The organism is Vibrio gangliei (assembly GCF_026001925.1).
GTDB lineage: Bacteria > Pseudomonadota > Gammaproteobacteria > Enterobacterales > Vibrionaceae > Vibrio > Vibrio gangliei.
The window spans coordinates 2,063,384-2,084,199 of record NZ_AP021869.1; the positions used below are offsets into that span (position 1 = coordinate 2,063,384).

General features: G+C 43.4%; 20 protein-coding genes and 1 other RNA gene. 13 read left to right on the plus strand and 8 right to left on the minus strand.

Features of this window, described 5'->3' with window-relative positions:
• Together ubiH and Vgang_RS09505 are read right to left on the minus strand one after the other, a co-directional pair.
• A complete protein-coding gene (gene ubiH, locus Vgang_RS09500; RefSeq protein ID WP_105900862.1) occupies positions 1 to 1,191 on the minus strand; it encodes a 2-octaprenyl-6-methoxyphenyl hydroxylase in 1,191 nt (396 codons plus the stop codon).
• A gap of 21 nt (positions 1,192 to 1,212) precedes the next feature.
• A complete protein-coding gene (locus Vgang_RS09505) occupies positions 1,213 to 1,782 on the minus strand; it encodes a YecA/YgfB family protein (RefSeq protein WP_105900861.1) in 570 nt (189 codons plus the stop codon).
• A 265-nt stretch (positions 1,783 to 2,047) separates the two neighbouring features.
• Here Vgang_RS09505 and Vgang_RS09510 point away from each other — a divergent pair, with 265 nt between their 5' ends.
• The 5 genes from Vgang_RS09510 (at position 2,048) to serA (ending at position 5,389) form a co-directional block, all read left to right on the plus strand.
• Complete coding sequence (locus Vgang_RS09510) at positions 2,048 to 2,323, plus strand: cell division protein ZapA (protein ID WP_105900860.1); 276 nt, start codon at positions 2,048 to 2,050, stop codon at positions 2,321 to 2,323.
• 29 nt (positions 2,324 to 2,352) lie between these two features.
• A non-coding RNA gene (gene ssrS, locus Vgang_RS09515) (6S RNA) lies at positions 2,353 to 2,539 on the plus strand.
• 17 nt (positions 2,540 to 2,556) lie between these two features.
• Positions 2,557 to 3,165 (plus strand): 5-formyltetrahydrofolate cyclo-ligase, encoded by a 609-nt coding sequence (locus Vgang_RS09520; protein ID WP_105900932.1) that lies wholly within the window; start codon positions 2,557 to 2,559, stop codon positions 3,163 to 3,165.
• Between the two features lie 78 nt (positions 3,166 to 3,243).
• A complete protein-coding gene (rpiA, locus tag Vgang_RS09525) occupies positions 3,244 to 3,900 on the plus strand; it encodes a ribose-5-phosphate isomerase RpiA (RefSeq protein WP_105900859.1) in 657 nt (218 codons plus the stop codon).
• Between the two features lie 259 nt (positions 3,901 to 4,159).
• On the plus strand, positions 4,160 to 5,389 hold the full coding sequence (gene serA, locus Vgang_RS09530) for a phosphoglycerate dehydrogenase (RefSeq protein WP_105900858.1): 1,230 nt from the start codon (positions 4,160 to 4,162) through the stop codon (positions 5,387 to 5,389).
• A 124-nt stretch (positions 5,390 to 5,513) separates the two neighbouring features.
• Here the strand turns inward: serA and Vgang_RS09535 are convergent, their stop codons facing one another.
• The 6 genes from Vgang_RS09535 to tkt form a co-directional block, all read right to left on the minus strand.
• Entirely contained in the window at positions 5,514 to 6,215 is a 702-nt protein-coding gene (locus tag Vgang_RS09535; protein ID WP_105900857.1) for an oxidative stress defense protein, read from the minus strand.
• A 222-nt stretch (positions 6,216 to 6,437) separates the two neighbouring features.
• Positions 6,438 to 7,301, minus strand: a complete 864-nt coding sequence (gene mscS / locus Vgang_RS09540) for a small-conductance mechanosensitive channel MscS (protein WP_105900856.1) — start codon at positions 7,299 to 7,301, stop codon at positions 6,438 to 6,440.
• 290 nt (positions 7,302 to 7,591) lie between these two features.
• Positions 7,592 to 8,668, minus strand: a complete 1,077-nt coding sequence (gene fbaA / locus Vgang_RS09545) for a class II fructose-bisphosphate aldolase (RefSeq protein WP_105900855.1) — start codon at positions 8,666 to 8,668, stop codon at positions 7,592 to 7,594.
• 191 nt (positions 8,669 to 8,859) lie between these two features.
• Complete coding sequence (locus Vgang_RS09550) at positions 8,860 to 10,023, minus strand: phosphoglycerate kinase (RefSeq protein WP_105900854.1); 1,164 nt, start codon at positions 10,021 to 10,023, stop codon at positions 8,860 to 8,862.
• 232 nt (positions 10,024 to 10,255) lie between these two features.
• A complete protein-coding gene (gene epd, locus Vgang_RS09555; protein ID WP_105900853.1) occupies positions 10,256 to 11,308 on the minus strand; it encodes an erythrose-4-phosphate dehydrogenase in 1,053 nt (350 codons plus the stop codon).
• A 153-nt stretch (positions 11,309 to 11,461) separates the two neighbouring features.
• A complete protein-coding gene (gene tkt / locus Vgang_RS09560) occupies positions 11,462 to 13,456 on the minus strand; it encodes a transketolase (RefSeq protein WP_105900852.1) in 1,995 nt (664 codons plus the stop codon).
• A gap of 554 nt (positions 13,457 to 14,010) precedes the next feature.
• On the opposite strand from tkt, the gene metK reads away from it, so the two are divergent.
• The 8 genes from metK to ruvX all read left to right on the plus strand — a co-directional run bounded on the left by metK (position 14,011) and on the right by ruvX (position 20,812).
• Positions 14,011 to 15,162, plus strand: coding sequence for a methionine adenosyltransferase (metK, locus tag Vgang_RS09565; protein ID WP_105900851.1), 1,152 nt, complete (start codon positions 14,011 to 14,013; stop codon positions 15,160 to 15,162).
• Between the two features lie 253 nt (positions 15,163 to 15,415).
• Positions 15,416 to 16,192 carry a DUF2189 domain-containing protein gene (locus Vgang_RS09570; protein ID WP_105900850.1) on the plus strand — a complete coding sequence of 259 codons (777 nt, stop codon included), beginning with the start codon at positions 15,416 to 15,418 and terminating at the stop codon, positions 16,190 to 16,192.
• 182 nt (positions 16,193 to 16,374) lie between these two features.
• Positions 16,375 to 16,857: a SprT family zinc-dependent metalloprotease gene (locus Vgang_RS09575; protein ID WP_406708308.1), complete on the plus strand. Its 483-nt coding sequence runs from the start codon at positions 16,375 to 16,377 to the stop codon at positions 16,855 to 16,857.
• A 94-nt stretch (positions 16,858 to 16,951) separates the two neighbouring features.
• Entirely contained in the window at positions 16,952 to 17,833 is an 882-nt protein-coding gene (locus Vgang_RS09580) for a GGDEF domain-containing protein (protein WP_105900848.1), read from the plus strand.
• A 130-nt stretch (positions 17,834 to 17,963) separates the two neighbouring features.
• Positions 17,964 to 18,695: a 16S rRNA (uracil(1498)-N(3))-methyltransferase gene (gene rsmE / locus Vgang_RS09585; protein WP_105900847.1), complete on the plus strand. Its 732-nt coding sequence runs from the start codon at positions 17,964 to 17,966 to the stop codon at positions 18,693 to 18,695.
• A gap of 63 nt (positions 18,696 to 18,758) precedes the next feature.
• Entirely contained in the window at positions 18,759 to 19,709 is a 951-nt protein-coding gene (gene gshB, locus Vgang_RS09590) for a glutathione synthase (RefSeq protein ID WP_105900931.1), read from the plus strand.
• Between the two features lie 61 nt (positions 19,710 to 19,770).
• On the plus strand, positions 19,771 to 20,334 hold the full coding sequence (locus Vgang_RS09595; RefSeq protein ID WP_105900846.1) for a YqgE/AlgH family protein: 564 nt from the start codon (positions 19,771 to 19,773) through the stop codon (positions 20,332 to 20,334).
• Positions 20,335 to 20,389: 55 nt separating this feature from the next.
• Positions 20,390 to 20,812, plus strand: coding sequence for a Holliday junction resolvase RuvX (gene ruvX / locus Vgang_RS09600; RefSeq protein WP_105900845.1), 423 nt, complete (start codon positions 20,390 to 20,392; stop codon positions 20,810 to 20,812).
• The last annotated feature ends 4 nt before the right edge of the window (positions 20,813 to 20,816 follow it).

Genomic DNA, 20,816 nt, shown 5'->3' on the forward strand with positions numbered 1-20,816 from the left:
TTATCGCTCCACTAGCCCCATTGTACGTTTCACAATAGGTTGTTTGAGATAAGGTAAATAGCTGATGGCTAACAGTCCTAGATTACGTCCAACTCTCATCGCTGGCCAAGCATTGGAAAAGCTATTCACTAGGCAAGATGTCAACGACATAGTGAGTTCTCTATCCTGCTGACGACGCTGGCGGTAACGAGATAACATGGAATAATTCCCGACATCGCCTTGCTCTTGATAAGCCTGAGTAATTTCTTCAGCAAGGCTGAATACGTCTCGAATACCTAAGTTAAATCCTTGACCCGCAATGGGATGAAGGGTTTGCGCGGCATTCCCCACAACGGCAAATCGGTGAGACACAATTTGCTCTCGATAACGTAGTACTAAAGGATAACACGCCAAAGCGCCGACTTTCGTGATCTTCCCTAGACGCCAGCCAAAGTCTTGCTGTAACGCGGCGATCACATCATCATCGGTAGCTTGCATCATCTTTTGGGCTCTGGCTTCAGGCATGCACCACACAACAGAACTGCGACCTTCTGACATAGGTAAAAAAGCAACGGGGCCAAATTCAGTAAAACGCTCAAAGGCTCGACCTTGTGGCGCCACTTCAGTCGTCACATTTGCAATGACCGCAACTTGCTCAAAATCGATTTCATTTAAAGGAATATTGATGTGCTGACAGCTTTCCGATAACGCGCCATCGGCCGCCACCAATAAATTTGCCTGCAATAGCTGATCATCAGACAAGGTGACAGTCACAGACTCAAGCGTACGTTCAATGTGCTTCACTTTCGCAGGACAATAATAATCAATCGACGTGCATTCTCGAATGGCCTGCTGATAAATTCGACCAACACTTTCCAGCTCAACCACGTAGCCAAGAGCGGCAACATGTTCGTCTTGTGCGGTAATATCCGCTAAGCCTAAATGACTACGATCGGAGATTTCAATATCGGTAATAGGCGTCAAAAATGGTTCAAAACGTGCCCATAAATCTAACTGTTTTAAGATTTGAGCTGTTCCATAAGATAAAGCAATCGCACGGGAATCAAAGCCAGGATGACGTTGTTCGTCATGCAATTGATAAGCTTCAATCACGGCAATATTCAATTTGCCTTGGCACAAATGGTCAACGGCTACGGCTAACGTCGCACCTGCCATTCCAGCCCCAACTATTGCAATATCGTACTGCTTCATCCTATCGCCTTTATTGCTGTATTAATGGAGTATTTTCTTCTCAGAACTCGTCTGAGGCTTAGCACCTAAATCGGCATGAATGGTCAATACGCACACTTTCACATGTTCGATCACTTGTTCAAGTAATAGCGCTTGTTCAGGTAAATCATCGTCTTCATCAATACCCAATTTTGAAATTTCTTCGAGATCCGCTAACGCTTCTTTGGTTTCATCCGATAATTTAGATAGATTCGAACCAGCAAGTCCAAGACCTGAAATAAAATGATTCACCCAATCCGAAACCGCGTCTGCGTAATTAAATAAATCATCTTCATCCGGAAGCAATAAAGTTAATTCCATGCTTGCACCGCTCAATTGCTTAATCGCGTGAGCATACACCGCTTCCGCAACTTGGCTCGCATTCACCGGCCAGCCCATGCCATCATTGGTGTAATCAAACAATATGGTTTTCCAACTATCGCCGTCTTGGGTAAAACCGCCACTTAACATCCCAACTAAAATACCTTGCAGTTCAGCAGGAGTAACAGACAAAGAAGCTGAGGTCATTTCAACTAAGGCTTGATGATAATCGGGAAGACGAATGTCAGTCATGAAGTGTTCCATTGAGTTGGGTAAATTTACTCTGAGTATATCAACTCAAGCCTCCTACCGAAAACCCTAATCCACCGAGTTACAATCGAAATCAGTCACTTTATAATCGAATTGGTCAACATTCAGCAAAATAGCAACGCTCATCACTGAAATGCTTGAACATAGACCGCCATTTAGCCTATAGTTTCCCCTCAGTCGAACAATCTTATTTATCTATCATTTTAATTGAGATTGTATATTTCTCAGCAACTAAGAGTGCACCACAGTGGAAGTCGAAATTTTAGGAAAACTCACTCGTGTTAATTGTCCTCCTGGGCAAGAAGAGGCTTTGCATGCTGCTGCGAATGAATTAAACCGCCGCTTGAACCAGATGACTGAACGCACTAAAGTGCACAATATTGAACAATTACTGATTATCGCTGCGCTCAACGCTTGTTATGAAGTGCAAGAGTTAAAAAATGAACAAAGCGAAAATCAAGCAATGACACAACGTATCGAACAATTATCGCAACAACTTGATCAAGCTTTAGCGAAGCAGTAAGCTAACGCTATAGCAAAACAGCTAAAAAATTTACCCTGGAGTGTTTGTCAGAGGATTTAAGTCCCTGAGCCGATAAGCAACACCAAAGGATTGGCATTTGAAGGGCTATTGTGCAAGCTCGGCTCGTACCGAGAAGCCTACGGTTCTCATTGCGGATCCGCCTTGAACTCGCTGGTTCATAGGTCCATCAATTCTCAACGGCACTTTGGGGTATTCCTCATATTGGTTTTAATATGAAATGCCCAATTCCAGCTCATGCATCTCGCTCTCAAATTCGAACACTCATCCGTCAACGACGTTGCGCGCTCTCGTCTCAACAGCAACAACAAGCAGGGTTAGCGTTACTCGAAAAGATTCAGCAGTTACCCCAAATAGTTAACGCGCATACGGTTGGGATTTACTTATCTAATGATGGTGAAATCGATACTAAGCCAACCATTGAATGGCTATGGCAGCAAGGTAAACAGGTCTTACTCCCCGTACTTCATCCTTTCTCTCAAGGCCATTTGTTGTTTTTGCACTATCGACCTGATAGCCGTGTATGTCATAACAAATATGGCATCATTGAGCCGGTACTCGATCAAACTCAAATTTGTCCAATCAAAAATATCGATATTATCTTTACGCCATTAGTTGCCTTTGATGAAAGCGGCCAACGTCTTGGCATGGGCGGCGGTTATTATGATCGTATGCTTCAACCTTGGTTTTCTAACGGACAAGGCGCAATTCCTATCGGTTTAGCCCACGATTGTCAGCAAGTCGAACACCTACCCAGCGAACATTGGGACATCCCGTTGCCCATATTTGTGACCCCAAGTCAGATTTGGCATTGGGAAAAGTGAAATAAGCAGCTATAATCCCGCCCGACCTCAAAACCACCATTTAGCAATCGATTACTTGAGCAATTTAGGAGTGCACACATGACACAAGATGAAATGAAAAAAGCCGCTGGTTGGGCCGCTTTGAAATATGTAAAGCCAGACAGCATTGTGGGTGTGGGCACAGGTTCAACCGTTAATCACTTCATTGATGCCCTAGCGACAATGAAAGGCCAAATTGAAGGTGCAGTATCAAGCTCTGTGGCTTCGACTGAACGTTTGAAAGAACTGGGGATTCACGTCTTTGATTCCAATGAAGTCGATGGCCTTGATGTGTATGTTGATGGCGCCGATGAAATTAACCCTCAAGGTGCGATGATCAAAGGCGGCGGCGCAGCATTAACTCGAGAAAAAATTGTCGCAGCCATGTCTAAGAAATTTGTTTGTATTGTCGATGATACGAAAGCAGTAGATGTGTTGGGTAAATTCCCACTACCAGTAGAAGTTATTCCAATGGCTCGCTCTTACGTGGCTCGTGAATTGGTTAAACTCGGTGGTACACCAGAATATCGCCAAGGTATCGTCACCGATAATGGCAACATCATTTTAGATGTTCATAACTTATCGATTGTTGACCCTAAAGCATTAGAAGACAAAATTAACGGCATTGCCGGTGTTGTTACGGTTGGTTTGTTTGCCCACCGCGGCGCAGACATCGTGATCACTGGTACACCGGAAGGTGCCAAAATCGAAGAATAATCTGCTGTTTTATTAGGCAAAACTTTCTTTTATTGAACAAAATGAAAACGGTGCCCCAAAGCGCCGTTTTTTTGTACTTTATTTAGTAAAAACCTTACCCAAGTTCACATTTTTTTGATATTTTATTTAAACAGTGACGCACAAGGAGTGCTCGACCTACAAATACCAGTCATTAATATACTATACGATTGGTATCATGCCTGTAGGCCAGTAATGAAAGTGCGCAAGAATCATTATTCTCAATTAAGGACGACGTTACATGGCTAAAGTATCACTTGGCAAAGATAAGATTAAGATCCTGCTACTCGAAGGCCTTCATCCATCTTCAGTTGAAGTACTGCAATCAGCAGGCTACACCAATATCGAATACCACAAAGGCTCTCTTTCAGAAGAAGATTTACTGGAAGCGGTAAAAGACGTGCATTTCATCGGTATTCGTTCCCGTACTCAACTGACTCAAGAAGTGTTTGACGCTGCCGAAAAACTCGTTGCGGTTGGTTGTTTCTGTATTGGTACTAACCAAGTGGACCTTAAAGCAGCTGCTGCTCGTGGTATCCCCGTTTTTAACGCCCCATTCTCCAATACACGTAGTGTTGCCGAATTAGTACTTGGTCAAATTCTATTGTTGTTGCGTGGTATTCCAGAGAAGAACGCCCTTGCTCACCGTGGTATTTGGAAGAAAAGTGCCGATGCCTCTTATGAAGCTCGCGGTAAACGCTTAGGCATTATCGGCTATGGCCATATTGGTACTCAACTTAGTATCTTAGCTGAAAACCTAGGTATGCAAGTTTCTTACTATGATATTGAAAATAAACTCTCACTGGGCAATGCAAATCAAGTCGCAACCATGAGTGAGCTACTCAATAAGTCAGATATCATTTCTCTGCATGTTCCAGAAACTCACAGCACTAAAGATATGATGGGCGCTGAAGAATTTGCTCAGATGAAGCCAGGTGCGATTTTTATCAACGCAGCGCGTGGTACGGTCGTTGATATCGATGCGCTTTGTTCAGCATTAGAATCAGGTCACCTAGGTGGCGCGGCAATCGATGTATTCCCTGTCGAGCCAAAAACCAACAATGACCCATTCGAATCACCATTGATGAAGTTCGATAACGTCATTCTAACGCCTCACATCGGTGGCTCAACTCAAGAAGCACAAGAAAACATCGGTATCGAAGTCGCTGGCAAGCTCGCTAAATACTCAGATAATGGCTCTACCCTATCTTGTGTTAACTTCCCAGAAGTATCTCTACCTGAACACGTTGGCACTTCACGCTTGCTACATATCCACGAGAACCGCCCTGGTATCTTGACACAAATTAATACCATCTTTGCTGAAGCCGGTATTAACATCGCGGCTCAGTATCTACAAACCACTCCTGAAATGGGTTACGTAGTCATTGATATCGAAGCGGAACGTTCAGAAGAAGCTCTGGAAAAAATGAAAGCCGTACAAGGTACGATTCGTGCTCGTATCCTGCACTAATTCATAATATTGAATTAAGACAAAAGAAAACAGCGACCTTTACGTCGCTGTTTTTCTTTATACTAAATAACCTTAACTTAAGCTGAGGTTAAATCTTTTTACACGAACTTCTTTTTAAACCACATCAATTTTTTAGTTTAAATACCACATCGACTTGGTCTGAAATCGTCATGGATTGATCTTGATAAGTTTGATCCGCAGAGCGGCTTTCCATCATCATAGATTTCGCCATAACCACAGGACGAGCGCTATTATTGTGGTAGTTGATAGACCAAACGCCATCAAGCTTAGCATCAAACCCACTTGCTAATGCTTGTGCTTTTTCTTTTGCATCCGCAATAGCGGCAGCTCGCGCTTGCTGTTTATATTGCGCTTCATCTTTCACTTTAAGCTGAATATTATCCACACGGTTCACACCCGCAGTTAATGCCGTATCTAGCAAGCTATTCAAACCATCTAATTGAACAACATTCACTGTTATATAACGAACCGCTTGATAGCCATTCAACACAGGCTTGGCATCTTTAGGGTAAGTATATTGCGGAGAAACCTGTAAGTTACCACTGCGAATCTCTTTACGCTCAATCCCTTTGGCATTTAAGGCACTGATTAGTTTAGTCACCACTTTATCCACGGCTTGCTTTGCCTGGTTCGCCTGGCTACGCTCCGCCTGAATCGCAACGGTAAAAACAGCCATATCAGGCTTCACCGTCATTTCACCGTATCCACTGGTGGAAAGCGTTGGAATGTTGGCTTCTGCTGCGAATGTATGAACACTGAATAGTGTGGCACCTAACAGTAAAATTCGTTTGAAAAAATGATTCATAACTACCTCACATATATCAATATTTAGGTTTTATACCCAAAGTAATTGGAGTTTCAGTGAGGCGACAAGTGAATGAGCCCCCATGAGTTTAGCTTGCCTAAATGATTGGGGCGAATGAGCGCTGTCAACAAAACTGCAACTTCAAGTACGAAGGGTATATATTAGCAATAAAAAAGGCGCACTAAGCGCCTTTCAATTAAATGTTACATAAAGCTGACAGAATTAGTCTTCAAGCTTATTTAAATGAACATCCATTTGTGGGAATGGGATTTCGATACCCTCTTCATCCAAGCCTTCTTTGATCGCTTGTAGAAGGTCGAAGTAAACTGCCCAGTAATCGTTAGTCTTAACCCAAGGGCGAACAACGAAGTTAACTGAAGAATCTGCAAGTGCAACCACACCAATGGTTGGCTCTGGCGTTTTCAATAGACGCTCTTCAGCCGCTAGAACCTTAGCAAGAACTTCTTTGGTTTTCTTAAGATCAGCTTTGTAAGACACACCAATCACGTAGTCAATACGACGTGTAGCATGGCGAGAGTAGTTCGTGATTGAACCACCAATAACACTGCTGTTTGGTACAATAACCATCTTGTTATCAGGTGTTGTTAAAATGGTTTGGAAAATTTGGATAGACTCTACGCTACCTGCAGTACCACCGATCTCAACATAATCACCCGCTTTGAACGGACGGAATGCCACAATCAGAACGCCAGCAGCAAAGTTAGATAGAGAACCTTGAAGTGCTAAACCTACTGCTAAACCTGCAGCACCAATTACAGCAACAACAGAGGCAGTTTCAACACCAACGCGCCCTAGTGCTGCGATTAAAACGATAACAAACAATAAGTAACGAACTAGCGAACCAATAAAATGCACAACGGCTTGGTCCATTTGTTTCTTTTCAAGAACTTTAGAAACACTGTTACTGATTGCCTTAACAACAATATTACCAATGAAAAGAATAACTAAAGCGGAAATAATATTGACGCCATATTGCACAAGTAAATCAGAGTTAGCGACAAACCAATCTGTTAGCTTTGGAGCAATAGCGTGAGCGACTTCTGTCACTTGATCTTCAGCTGCCATGTTTCTTCCTTTATAAATTACATGAGTCGATGAATCTTAGGTGGTGTATGTAGAATACCGATATAGAGCAAGCTCTCTGAAAGCAAACTATTATGCTTTTCGATACCAAACATATACACAATATAGCTATTTTTTTTAACACTGGAAACTATTTGTTGCTATCTGTATTCAAATAATTCCTCTTATTATTAATCACTTCCAGAACTGGATGTCCAAATAAACAAAAAGCCCCACATTACTGTGAGGCTTTTGTTAAATAAAATATCAGTTAAACGCTAAAAGATGACAACTTATAGTACGTCAATAGCGTTAAGGTCTGCGAATGCTTTTTCAAGACGAGCAACCATAGACGCTTGACCAGCACGTAGCCATACGCGTGGATCGTAGTATTTCTTGTTAGGCGCTTCTTCACCTGTTGGGTTACCGATTTGACCTTGTAGGTAATCGTGGTTGTCAGCTTCGTATTGACGAACGCCGTCCCAACATGCCCACTGAGTATCAGTATCGATGTTCATTTTGATAACACCGTAGCCGATTGACTCTTGGATTTCAGCTTCAGTTGAACCAGAACCACCGTGGAATACGAAGTTTAGAGAGTTAGCTGGTAGGCCGAACTTCTCAGAAACGTATGCTTGAGAATCACGTAGGATAGTTGGAGTAAGAACAACGTTACCTGGCTTGTAAACACCGTGTACGTTACCGAAAGATGCAGCGATAGTGAAACGGTGGCTAACAGCGCTTAGTTTCTCGTATGCGTATGCTACGTCTTCTGGAGAAGTGTAAAGCTCAGATGCGTCCATGTGAGAGTTATCTACGCCATCTTCTTCGCCACCAGTACAACCTAGTTCGATTTCGATAGTCATGTTCATTTTAGCCATGCGCTCTAGGTACTTAGCACAAGTCTCAACGTTCTCTTCTAGAGACTCTTCAGAAAGGTCTAGCATGTGAGAAGAGAATAGAGGTTTACCAGTTTCAGCGAAGTGTTTTTCACCCGCGTCTAGTAGACCGTCGATCCAAGGAAGTAGTTTCTTAGCAGCGTGGTCAGTGTGAAGGATAACTGGAACACCGTAAGTTTCTGCAACAGCGTGTACGTATTTAGCACCTGCAACTGCACCTAAGATTTGTGCACCTTGGCCTTCAAGCTTAATACCTTTACCTGCGAAGAAAGCTGCGCCACCGTTAGAGAACTGAACGATTACTGGAGATTTAACTTTCGCTGCGGCTTCTAGTACTGCGTTTACAGAGTCAGTGTTTACAACGTTAACCGCTGGAAGAGCAAATTTGTTTTCTTTTGCTACTTCAAATACTTTCTGTACGTCATCACCAGAGATAACACCAGGTTTTACAAAATCGAAGATCTTAGACATGGGTTTAGTCCTATTTTTCTATCGTTTAAAATCCGTTCCAAGAACGAAATCGTTAATTAAATAAACGTTTGCTTAATTCACGTGCGCATTGTAGCAATAAACCGCTTCAATTCACATAGTGTGATCTACGCAACAGATAAAAATCTACAAACGTAAAAAAGGCGAGAGTTTTCTCCCGCCTTTTTTAAATATTATGCTTTTGCACGCTCTTCAAGCATAGCAACTGCAGGAAGTACTTTTCCTTCAACAAACTCAAGGAAAGCACCGCCACCAGTAGAGATATAAGAAACATCCGCTTTGATACCGAACTTGTCGATAGCCGCTAGAGTGTCACCACCACCTGCTACAGAGAAACCTTCAGAAGCTGCGATTGCTTCAGAAATACCTTTAGTTCCCGCTTCAAAGTTTTTGAATTCAAATACGCCTACTGGGCCGTTCCAAAGGATAGTTTTTGCACCTTTTAGGATTTCAGCAAGTTGCGCAGTTGAATCAGGACCTAGGTCGAAGATCATGTCGTCATCTTGTACTTCAGAAACGTGCTTGATTTCAGCTTCAGCGTTTTCATCAAATGCTTTTGCACATGCCACATCAGTCGCAACTGGAATTGCACAAGTTTCCATTAGCTTCTTAGCCGTATCCACTAGGTCAGCTTCGTATAGAGATTTACCAACGTTGTGGCCTGCTGCTGCGATGAACGTGTTCGCGATACCACCACCAACAACAAGTTGGTCAGCCACTTTAGATAGAGACTCAAGCACAGTCAGTTTAGTAGAAACTTTAGAGCCACCAACGATAGCCACCATTGGGCGAGCTGGTTTGTCCATAGCTTTAGCCAGTGCTTCAAGCTCGTTAGCCAGTAGAGGACCAGCACAAGCGATTGGCGCGTGCATGCCAACACCGTGAGTAGACGCTTGAGCACGGTGAGCCGTACCAAATGCATCCATTACGAATACGTCACATAGTGCAGCGTATTTCTTAGAAAGTTCTTCTTCGTTTTTCTTCTCGCCTTTGTTAAAGCGAACGTTTTCAAGAACCACTAACTCACCAGCGTTTAGCTCAAGACCGTTTAGGTAATCTTTTGCTAGTTTCACTTCGCAATCTAGTGCGTCGTTTAGGTAGTTAACAACAGGCTGTAGAGAGAACTCTTCGTTGTATTCACCTTCAGTTGGACGGCCAAGGTGAGAAGTAACCATCACTTTAGCACCCGCTTCTAGGCAAGTTTTGATCGTTGGTAGAGATGCTAGAATACGAGCATCTGAAGTTACTTTACCGTCTTTTACTGGCACGTTTAAGTCAGCACGGATGAATACACGTTTACCTGCTAGATCCAGGTCTGTCATCTTGATTACAGACATTGTTTGTCCTCTCAATGTTAATGAAATTAATAATATCTAAACTGCGGTCACTCGACGTATGTCCAATGATAAAATTCTTTTAATCTTTCTTTTTTGCCGCCAACTTCCATGTATTACCAGTAAAAGTTTTCAGCTTACAATTTCAATGCTCATTATAGTGGGGGCATGAATTTATTATTTCAAGCTAAAAAATAAAAAAACGCGCACTTTTTCGCCACAACAATCACAACCACTATGACTCAATCAGCTCGCCCATGGTTTGAGCAGTATCAAGCATACGGTTAGCAAACCCCCACTCGTTATCACACCAAACCAACATTTTGACTAAACGATGGTTGCTCACTCGAGTCTGTGAACCATCCACAATGGCGCTATGAGAATCGTGATTAAAGTCAATCGAAACCAATGGTGCTTCGGTGTAATCCAATATGCCGTCCAATGTACAACGAGATGCTTCTACAATGGATTGATTTATGTCATCAACTTTCACATTTTTGTGAACTGTGACACTTAAATCCATCGCCGTGACATTAATTGTAGGCACTCGCACTGAGATTGCTTCAAATTTATCCGCAAATTTTGGGTAAATTCTTGCAATTCCTAAGTGTAATTTGGTGTCGACAGGAATGATCGATTGACTGGCCGCGCGTGAGCGACGTAAGTCCGCATGATAAGCATCGATCACTTGTTGATCGTTCATGGAAGAGTGAATAGTGGTAATAGTGCCAGATTCAATGCCAAAGCTGTCATCGAGTGCTTTAATCACTGGAATAATACAGTTGGTAGTACAAGAACCATTTGAGACGACGTGATGCTCCGATGTTAGTGAGTCATGATTCACACCATAAATAATCGTGTTATCGACATCATTAGCGCCAGGATGAGAAAACAAGACGCGTTTTGCGCCAGCTTGAATGTGCGCTTGCCCATCCGCTTGTGAACCAAACTTACCCGTGCAATCTAATACCACATCGACATTAAGATCTTTCCACGGCAGCAATTTGATATCGCTTAAATGCAAGATTCGAATTGAATCAAAACTAGGCTCTGAAGCCGAGCTGGATTGCTCGGCATGATGGATAAATAAATGCTCTTGATCATGGCTAACTCGCTTAAAGAATCGACCGTGACTGGAATCGTATTGCAATAAATGCGCAATCCCTTCTGGCTCAGCAAGCTCATTGATAGCCACAACTTGAATCGATTGGTTCTTACCGCTTTCGTACAGTGCTCGCAGCACGCTACGTCCAATTCGACCAAATCCATTAATCGCTATTCTGAGCATAATTTTTCCATACTGTTGGTTTAAAGAATCATTAGATTTAAGGAGGAGTTATCTTACCTTATCCCTATTTCCAACGCATTATTTCCGAGGAATAAAAAAGCCGAACATCAGTCCGGCTTTAGATTTGATTGACTAGCAATTAAGAAGAGTATCTTAAGCTAGTAATTCTTTCGCTGTCGCAACCACATTTTCAGTGGTGAAGCCGAACAGTTTGAATAGTTCACCTGCTGGTGCTGATTCACCGAATGTGGTCATACCGATGATGCGGCCGTCTAGACCAACATACTTGTACCAATAATCCGCAATACCCGCTTCGATAGCGATACGAGCCGTCACGTCAGATGGCAATACTGATTCACGGTAAGCAGCATCTTGCTTATCAAATGCATCGGTAGATGGCATAGAAACCACACGTACTTGCTTGCCTTCTGCTGTTAGTTGCGCCGCAGCTTCTACTGCTAGTTCAACTTCAGAACCGGTTGCAATCAAGATCAGTTCAGGTTTGCCTGCACAATCTTTCAGGATGTAAGCACCTTTAGCAATGTTTGCTACTTGCTCAGCGGTACGCTCTTGCTGTGCTAGGTTTTGACGAGAGAAGATCAACGCTGAAGGCGCATCTTTACGCTCGATAGCCAGTTTCCATGCTACTGCAGATTCAACTTGGTCACATGGACGCCATGTGCTCATGTTTGGTGTCATGCGTAGAGAAGCCATTTGCTCAACCGGTTGGTGAGTTGGGCCATCTTCGCCTAGGCCGATTGAATCGTGCGTGTAAACTTGGATGTTTTGCACTTTCATCAATGCCGCCATACGCATTGCGTTACGCGCGTATTCCATGAACATTAGGAAAGTTGCACCGTAAGGGATGAAACCACCGTGTAGTGCGATACCGTTGATGATAGCGGTCATACCAAACTCACGTACGCCGTAGTGTACGTAGTTGCCAGATGCGTCATCAGCAGTCAAAGATTTAGAACCAGACCACATAGTTAAGTTCGATGGTGCTAAGTCCGCAGAACCGCCCATAAACTCAGGTAAGATTTGACCAAATGCTTCTAGTGCATTTTGTGATGCTTTACGTGATGCAATGTTCGCTGGGTTAGCTTGAAGATCAGCAATGATAGCATTTGCTTTTTCTTCCCACTCTTTTGGCAAATCACCCGCCATACGACGTTTGAATTCGTCAGCAAGCTCTGGGTAAGCCGCTTCATACGCTGCCAATTTTTCGTTCCAAGCTGCTTCTTTTGCTGCGCCCGCTTCTTTTGCATCCCACTGCGCGTAAATATCAGCAGGAATTTCAAATGGACCGTGCTCCCAACCTAGTTGAGCTTTAGTCGCCGTGATTTCATCAGCACCTAGTGGCGCGCCGTGACAATCGTGCGTACCCGCTTTGTTTGGAGAACCAAAACCGATAACCGTTTTAGTACAGATAAGCGTTGGACGAGGATCTGCTTTTGCAGCTTGGATCGCCGCTTCAATCGCATCTGAATCGTGACCATCAACCGCAGGAATGACATGCCAGCCGTAAGACTCAAAACGCTTAGGAGTATCGTCTGCAAACCAACCTTCTACGTGACCATCGATAGAAATACCGTTGTCATCCCAGAATGCGATTAACTTACCAAGACCTAACACGCCCGCAAGAGATGCAGCTTCGTGTGAGATACCTTCCATCAAACAGCCATCGCCTAGGAATGCGTATGTGAAGTGATCAACAATGTCGTGGCCTTCACGGTTAAATTGAGCCGCTAACGCTTTTTCAGCTAATGCCATACCAACAGCATTGGTGATACCTTGACCTAAAGGACCTGTGGTTGTTTCAACGCCTGGTGCATAACCGTACTCTGGGTGGCCCGGAGTTTTAGAGTGCAATTGGCGGAAGTTTTTCAGTTCAGAAAGAGGAAGGTCGTAACCAGAAAGGTGAAGCAAAGAGTAAATCAACATTGAGCCGTGGCCATTCGATAGAACGAAACGGTCGCGATCAAACCACTCTGGGTTTTGTGGATTATGATTTAGGTGACCACGCCAAAGCACTTCAGCGATATCGGCCATGCCCATTGGTGCACCTGGGTGACCTGAATTAGCCTGTTGAACACCATCCATGCTCAGTGCGCGGATTGCATTTGCTAGATCTTTACGAGACGTCATGTCTGCTCCTGGTTTTTGCGTAAGCGATTTTATTAAGGTTGGAAAAGTAGATTTTTGGGAAAAACCTACTTCTAATGCTGCGCGGTATTGTCGCAAAGCCCCCGCATGACTGCAAATATTAACGAGGTCAAAATTGCGTTTTTTTCGCTCTTTTATGGGCTTTTTTAGCAAAGTCACATAATTCGTCAACAGCGCCAGTAATTATGGGAACGCAATCGAATACGTCAATAGAGGATATCGCCATATCGATGTACAGTATTGCGCCACTCTCATGCACAATTGGTTCTATCTTGTTGCTGTTTAATTGCAAAAAAGGCTTGTAATTCGACCAATCAAAACTAGAATAGACGTCTAGATGTAGAAACACCTACAAAATGAGTGTTTTTAATTAACGATTTTAATAAGACGCGTTAAGCCAAACAGTAATCTCTGGTTTGAATCAAAGTATATTTGAATAAACATAGAGATGAATTGCTAACGCGTCTTTTCTAACTCAATCACCCTCCCCCCGAAAAGCGTGTGAGTCAGGGTGATCTAAAGTGGAGCATTCACGAATGTCTAAACATTTATTTACATCAGAATCAGTATCTGAAGGCCATCCAGATAAAATTGCTGACCAAATTTCTGATGCAGTATTAGATGCGATTTTAGAGCAAGACCCGAAAGCACGCGTGGCGTGTGAAACTTACGTAAAAACCGGCATGGTTATGGTGGGTGGTGAAGTTACCACTTCTGCCTGGGTTGATATTGAAGAACTGACTCGTCAAACCGTACGTGACATTGGTTACGTTCATTCTGACATGGGCTTTGATGCAGATTCTTGTGCTGTATTAAATACAATCGGTAAGCAATCTCCAGACATCAACCAAGGTGTTGATAAAGCCGATCCTAAAGAACAAGGTGCTGGTGACCAAGGCATCATGTTTGGCTATGCTTGTAACGAAACTGAGGTATTAATGCCTGCGCCAATCACTTACTCTCACTTGCTGGTGCAAAAGCAAGCAGAAGTACGTAAAAACGGCACCCTACCTTGGTTACGTCCTGATGCGAAATCTCAGGTCACTTTCCAGTACGACCAAGGAAAAATTGTAGGTATTGATGCAGTGGTGCTTTCAACTCAACACTGTGATTCAATCTCAACGCCGGATCTACGTGAAGCGGTAATGGAAGAGATCATCAAGCCAGTATTGCCTTCTGAATGGTTGTCGAAAGAAACGAAATTCTTCATCAACCCAACCGGTCGTTTTGTTATCGGTGGTCCAATGGGTGACTGTGGTCTAACGGGTCGTAAAATCATCGTTGATACCTACGGCGGCGCAGCTCGTCACGGTGGCGGTGCGTTCTCAGGTAAAGATCCATCAAAAGTAGACCGTTCAGCAGCTTACGCGGCTCGTTACGTGGCAAAAAACATCGTGGCAGCAGGTTTGGCAGATCGTTGTGAAATCCAACTTTCTTACGCCATCGGTGTGGCCGATCCTACATCAATCATGGTGGAAACCTTTGGTACTGAGAAAGTGCCTTCTGACATCATCATTGAAGCGGTACGTCAACACTTCGACCTACGTCCATACGGCCTACAAGAAATGTTGAACCTACTTCAGCCTATCTATAAGAAAACGGCTGCTTACGGTCACTTTGGTCGTGAAGAATTCCCTTGGGAAAAAACAGACAAAGCAGAATCAATTCGCGCTTTCGCTGGTTTATAATCGGCTAGTTTTTAATCTCATTGCGTTTTCAAAAACTTACTTTAAACCCTTACCACTCGGTGAGGGTTTTTTATTGCCTATCACTTTTTCATAAACCATTTTTGTGGGTATTTTTTGACCACTTTATTTGTAATTTTGCCCAAGCCCAACAATAGTTATACATAAGATGTAAAAGTGCCTGAGCCGATAAGATAAAAATGCTCTAGGTAATGATTATTTCTGGGACCGTCTTGAATAAAGACAAGGAGGATGTATGCCTCGAACTGCAAAACCATCAGATTTTAAAACACCGGATAGCGAATATGCACGAACCATACCCTGTGCCGCTATTCCATTTTCCGCCCCACTCAGTTGGGTGAAGCAAGGCTTTGCCGATATTTTCAAAGCGCCAATCATCAGTTTCTTCTACGGGATTTGCTTTGCCCTTGCCGCAGCCGGAATTGAATATCTGGTTTACTTACAAGACTCACACTTAGTTATTTTCCCCAGCTTGATCGTATATATGCTGATCGGGCCTTTTCTTGCTCTTGGCTTGTATGACGCTAGCTGGCAGGTAGAAAAGCATCATAAACCCAAACTCTTTCACTCAATTAAAGCCATTCGACGTAACGGCGTATCACAATGGAGCTTTGCGGTTCTACTTTGTGTGGCAATGATCTTCTGGATGCGAGTCGCTTCGTTGTTGCATGCTCTTTATCCTGAAATGCAAGGGGCTTCGCTACAAGCGTTCCTCCCCTTCTTAATTAGTGGCTCTGTTGTTGGTTTGATTTTTTCATGTGTGATTTTTTCTATATCCGCCTTTTCAATTCCGCTGATGATGGAAAGACGAGTCGATATAATGACGGCGGTCTTTACTAGCTACAACGCAGTAAAAAATAATCTCGCTCCGATGATCCTCTGGGCGCTATTGATTGTGCTAGGTATTGCGATTGGCTTTCTAACGACAGGGATCGGCATGATCATCACTATGCCCGTACTCGGCTTTGCGACTTGGCATGGCTATCGACAAACCATACAACGTAAACATTAATTCTCCGCATTGCACATGCATCATATCGCCAAGGATGGCTTCTCCTAATCAAGTCGATTACACTTGGGCTCTGCTTTTATTTTAAAGGCAGAGTTCATTTATTGCGCCACCTTTCATTTGGAGGAGCGCTTTCTTATACAAGATACTATCGTTGTTAGAGAACCGCAGTGCCCACAGTCGCTATTCCTCAAAACATTCAACAAGCCATACAGCAAAGCTTAATCAAGCATTTGAATAAGGCTGAACGTGTTTTTCAATACCCATTCCCTTTGCCTGAAGTGCAATTTACGGTACGAGGCAAAGTCGCAGGTAAAGCCTACCTAAATCAATGGCAGATTCGATTCAACCCAACACTGTTGATTGAAAATACCAAAGAATTTGTTGAGCAAGTGGTACCGCACGAATTAGCTCACCTGGTGGTTTACCATCAATTTGGACGAGTAAAACCGCACGGTAAAGAATGGCAGTATGTCATGAGTCAGGTGTTTGACCTGCTCCCAGAAACGCGCCATAGCTTTGATGTGTCCTCCGTACAAGGCCAGACTTTTTCTTACTTATGCCAATGCAGAGAACACCAACTGACTATTCGTCGTCATAATAAAATCTTACGCAATCAAACTCAGTACCACTGTACTTTATGTGGATCAAAGCTCACCCCAGCATGAATATTTAGATTTGTGATAGCAAAAGGAAGTGAGATTCGTATATTATCCCTATGAATAGTAAGTTCATCGTGTTTTTAAGCAATGAGTTCAAACCATGTCACTAGATCAAGATGAGTTACAACACATATTGGAATTGCACCCCAATCCATTTGTTGTGCACGTCAATTTCAAGCCTCTTTACGCCAATGAAGCCTTCGCACAATTCAGTGGCCTTGAGAGTGTTGCGCAAGTATTAGAACTCGACTCTTTAATGGTCTTGATTAACCCTGAAGAACACGAAGATTCACGTCAGCGTTATCAAGATGCAATCCAATACAGCCAGACTGAACCTAGAGTCATTGCACATACCGATTTAAATGGCAACCCTGTCTTAGTCGAAATCATAGATAAAAAAGTCACTTGGCAAAGTCAGCAAGCCTTGTGCACTTACATTAGTGTGGTCACAGATACCATCAACAAAGAACGCCACTTAAAGCAAATGGCCGAGCAAGATTATCTTACTGAGCTGCCTAATCGACGCTATATATCACGCGTTCTGGATAAGCTGAGCCTATCGGGCACCTCAAATCAGTATTTTGAAGCGATTCTCGATATTGATCATTTTAAAAGAGTGAATGATCAATTCGGCCATTATTCCGGTGATAAAGTGCTGCAGCAATTTGCACAAATCCTAAGATGTTTTGTCAGACAAGAAGACCACCTTGCCCGTCTTGGTGGAGAGGAATTTATTCTTTTACTCAAAGAACACAACATCGATAATATTGAACAACGGCTGAATGATTTACGCCGCTTGGTTGAGCAAACGTCCTTTTGTGTCAATAAGAAAGAAAATCAATCTCTTCGCTGTACTTTATCGATCGGCGCGACACAAATTCAACCCAATGAAGCGCTAGACTTAAGCTACCGTCGCGTAGACAAAGCCCTTTATCAAGCGAAGCAAACTGGTCGTAATAAAGTCGTGCTTATCAACGATTAATGTCCCCTATTCGTTCAAGCAAGTTTTAATCACACATTCCATACCAGCAAGTTAACCGCTGCTACCCCTTGTTTTTTACAACAAAAACATCCATGTTATGAAAAGCGGTTAACCTTATACAGGTCATTACATGAGAATCCCTAGAATATATCACCCTCAGACCATTAATGGTTTGGGGACACTTAGCTTATCTGACGATGCCGCCGGTCACGTTGGACGTGTCCTGCGTATGACAACCGGACAAGACGTGCTCCTGTTTGATGGCTCTGGCGCTGAATTTCCAGCTACCATCAACGAAGTCTCCAAGAAAAACGTGACGGTTGAGGTCAAAGAGCGTATTGAACGTAGCATTGAATCTTCTTTGAATCTGCACCTTGGCCAAGTCATTTCTCGTGGCGACAAAATGGAATTCACCATTCAAAAAGCCGTTGAACTTGGCGTAAATACCATTACACCACTTATTTCAGAACGTTGTGGCGTTAAACTCAATGCAGAGCGATTCGAGAAAAAACTGCAACAATGGCAAAAGATTGTGATTGCGGCATGTGAACAATGTGGTCGAAATGTCGTACCTGAAGTTCGCCCTTTAATGCAGTTAGAACAGTGGTGCGCAGAAGATTACGATGGCCTCAAACTTAATTTACACCCAAGAGCCAAGTACTCAATCAACACTTTGCCTGAACCGGTGAATAAAGTGCGCTTATTGATAGGCCCAGAAGGTGGGTTGTCTGATGAAGAAATTCAAATGACCGAACAATATCAGTTTGAAGAAACTCTGCTTGGTCCTCGCGTCTTACGTACAGAAACCGCAGGTTTAGCGGCAATTACCGCCCTACAAGTTCGCTTTGGCGATCTTGGCTAATCCAAATACACTTATGCCTAGTCCACCAGCTAGGTGTGTAAACTCGCCAACTATGGAGTATCAATAATGAAAATTGGCATCGTAATGGACCCGATTTCTACTATTAACATCAAGAAAGATTCAAGCTTCGCTATGCTGTTAGAAGCGCAACGTCGTGGCTGGGAAATCCATTACATGGAAATGTCCGATCTACACCTTGAGCAAGGCAAACCACTGGCCGATACCAAAATCGTGACCTTGTTTGACGATAAAAACAAATGGTATGAATTCACGTCTGAGCAATCAATTGAATTGTCGGAACTTGATGCGGTATTAATGCGTAAAGATCCTCCGTTTGATACTGAATACATCTACGCCACCTACATTTTGGAACGCGCGGAAGAACAAGGCACTTTGATTGTGAACAAGCCACAAAGCCTACGCGACTGTAACGAAAAACTGTTCACCGCTTGGTTCCCTGAATTGACTCCAACCACACTGGTTACTCGTAAAGCAGATAAAATCAAAGCCTTCCGTGACCAGCATGGTGATGTGATTTTAAAACCACTAGACGGTATGGGTGGCGCGTCCATTTTCCGCGTGAAACAAGACGATCCAAACGTTTCTGTTATCATCGAAACTCTCACCAATCACGGCCAAAACTACGCCATGGCGCAAACCTTCGTTCCTGATATCAGTAATGGCGATAAACGTATTTTGGTGGTGGATGGCGAACCTATGCCTTACTGCTTGGCTCGTATTCCCGCTAAAGGAGAAACGCGTGGTAATTTGGCCGCCGGTGGTCGTGGTGAAGCCCGCCCACTCAGCGAAACTGATCTCAAGATCGCTCAAGCTGTTGCTCCAACATTGAAAGAAAAAGGCTTAATTTTTGTTGGTTTAGATGTCATTGGTGACAAGCTAACCGAAATTAATGTAACCAGCCCAACTTGCATTAAAGAAATCGAAGCCGCCTTTAATATTTCGATTACAGGCAAGTTGATGGATGCGATTGAACGTTACGTGCAAGCTCGTTAATCACCTTCAAATCATGGCCGTGTATAAGTGCGCGGCCATTTTTTAACAGAAAGGAAAACGGATGAATTTAACCAATCACTTTCTGATCGCCATGCCTAGTATGCAAGATTCGCACTTTACTCGTAGTGTTATTTACGTCTGTGAGCACAATGATGACGGTGCTATGGGGTTGGTTATCAATGATCCTGTTGGTATCGATTTAAACAACATGCTCAATCAAATTGATATTGAGCCAGTTCATCCTCGAATTTGCCAACAAAGCCTCGCTGCACCAGTATTAAATGGTGGGCCAGTAGCTAATGATAGAGGCTTTGTGTTGCATACTCGCAAAGACAATTATCAGTCTAGTATTGATATCAGTAATGAGCTTGCCGTCACCACGTCAAAAGACATACTGACAGTTCTGGGCACGGAAGCTGAACCGAAACGCTTTATTGTTACTTTAGGCTATTCAGGGTGGGATGCAGGCCAACTAGAACAAGAATTATTAGACAATGCTTGGCTCACAGCACCGGCCAATTTAGATTTATTATTTGATACTCCAATACACTCACGCTGGAAAAAAGCGGTGCAATTATTGGGTATCAGCGTAGCGCAACTGTCTGGCGATGCTGGTCACGCTTAACGCCCTTAACCTGAACTCGGGATAGCTTAACTCCAATTCGATATAGAGAAACTCCATGACCAACCAAACCATTATGGCATTTGATTACGGTACCAAAAGCATTGGGAGTGCCATAGGCCAAACCATTACAGGTACTGCCTCACCATTAAAGGCGTTTAAAGCACAAGACGGCATCCCGAATTGGGACGATATCGAAAAGCAAATTAAAGAATGGCAACCGGATCTCGTGGTCGTTGGACTTCCTACCGATTTGCATGGCAAAGACTTAACTGACATTACCGCTCGTGCCCGTAAGTTTGCTAACCGCCTTCATGGTCGCTTTGGAGTTCAGGTCGAGCTGCATGATGAGCGCCTTTCCACTCAAGAAGCTCGCTCAGAGTTATTTTCGATGGGAGGCTATAAAGCACTCAGCAAAGGTAACGTCGATTGCCAATCGGCGGTGGTTATCCTAGAAAGCTGGTTCGAAAATCAATATTAACCTC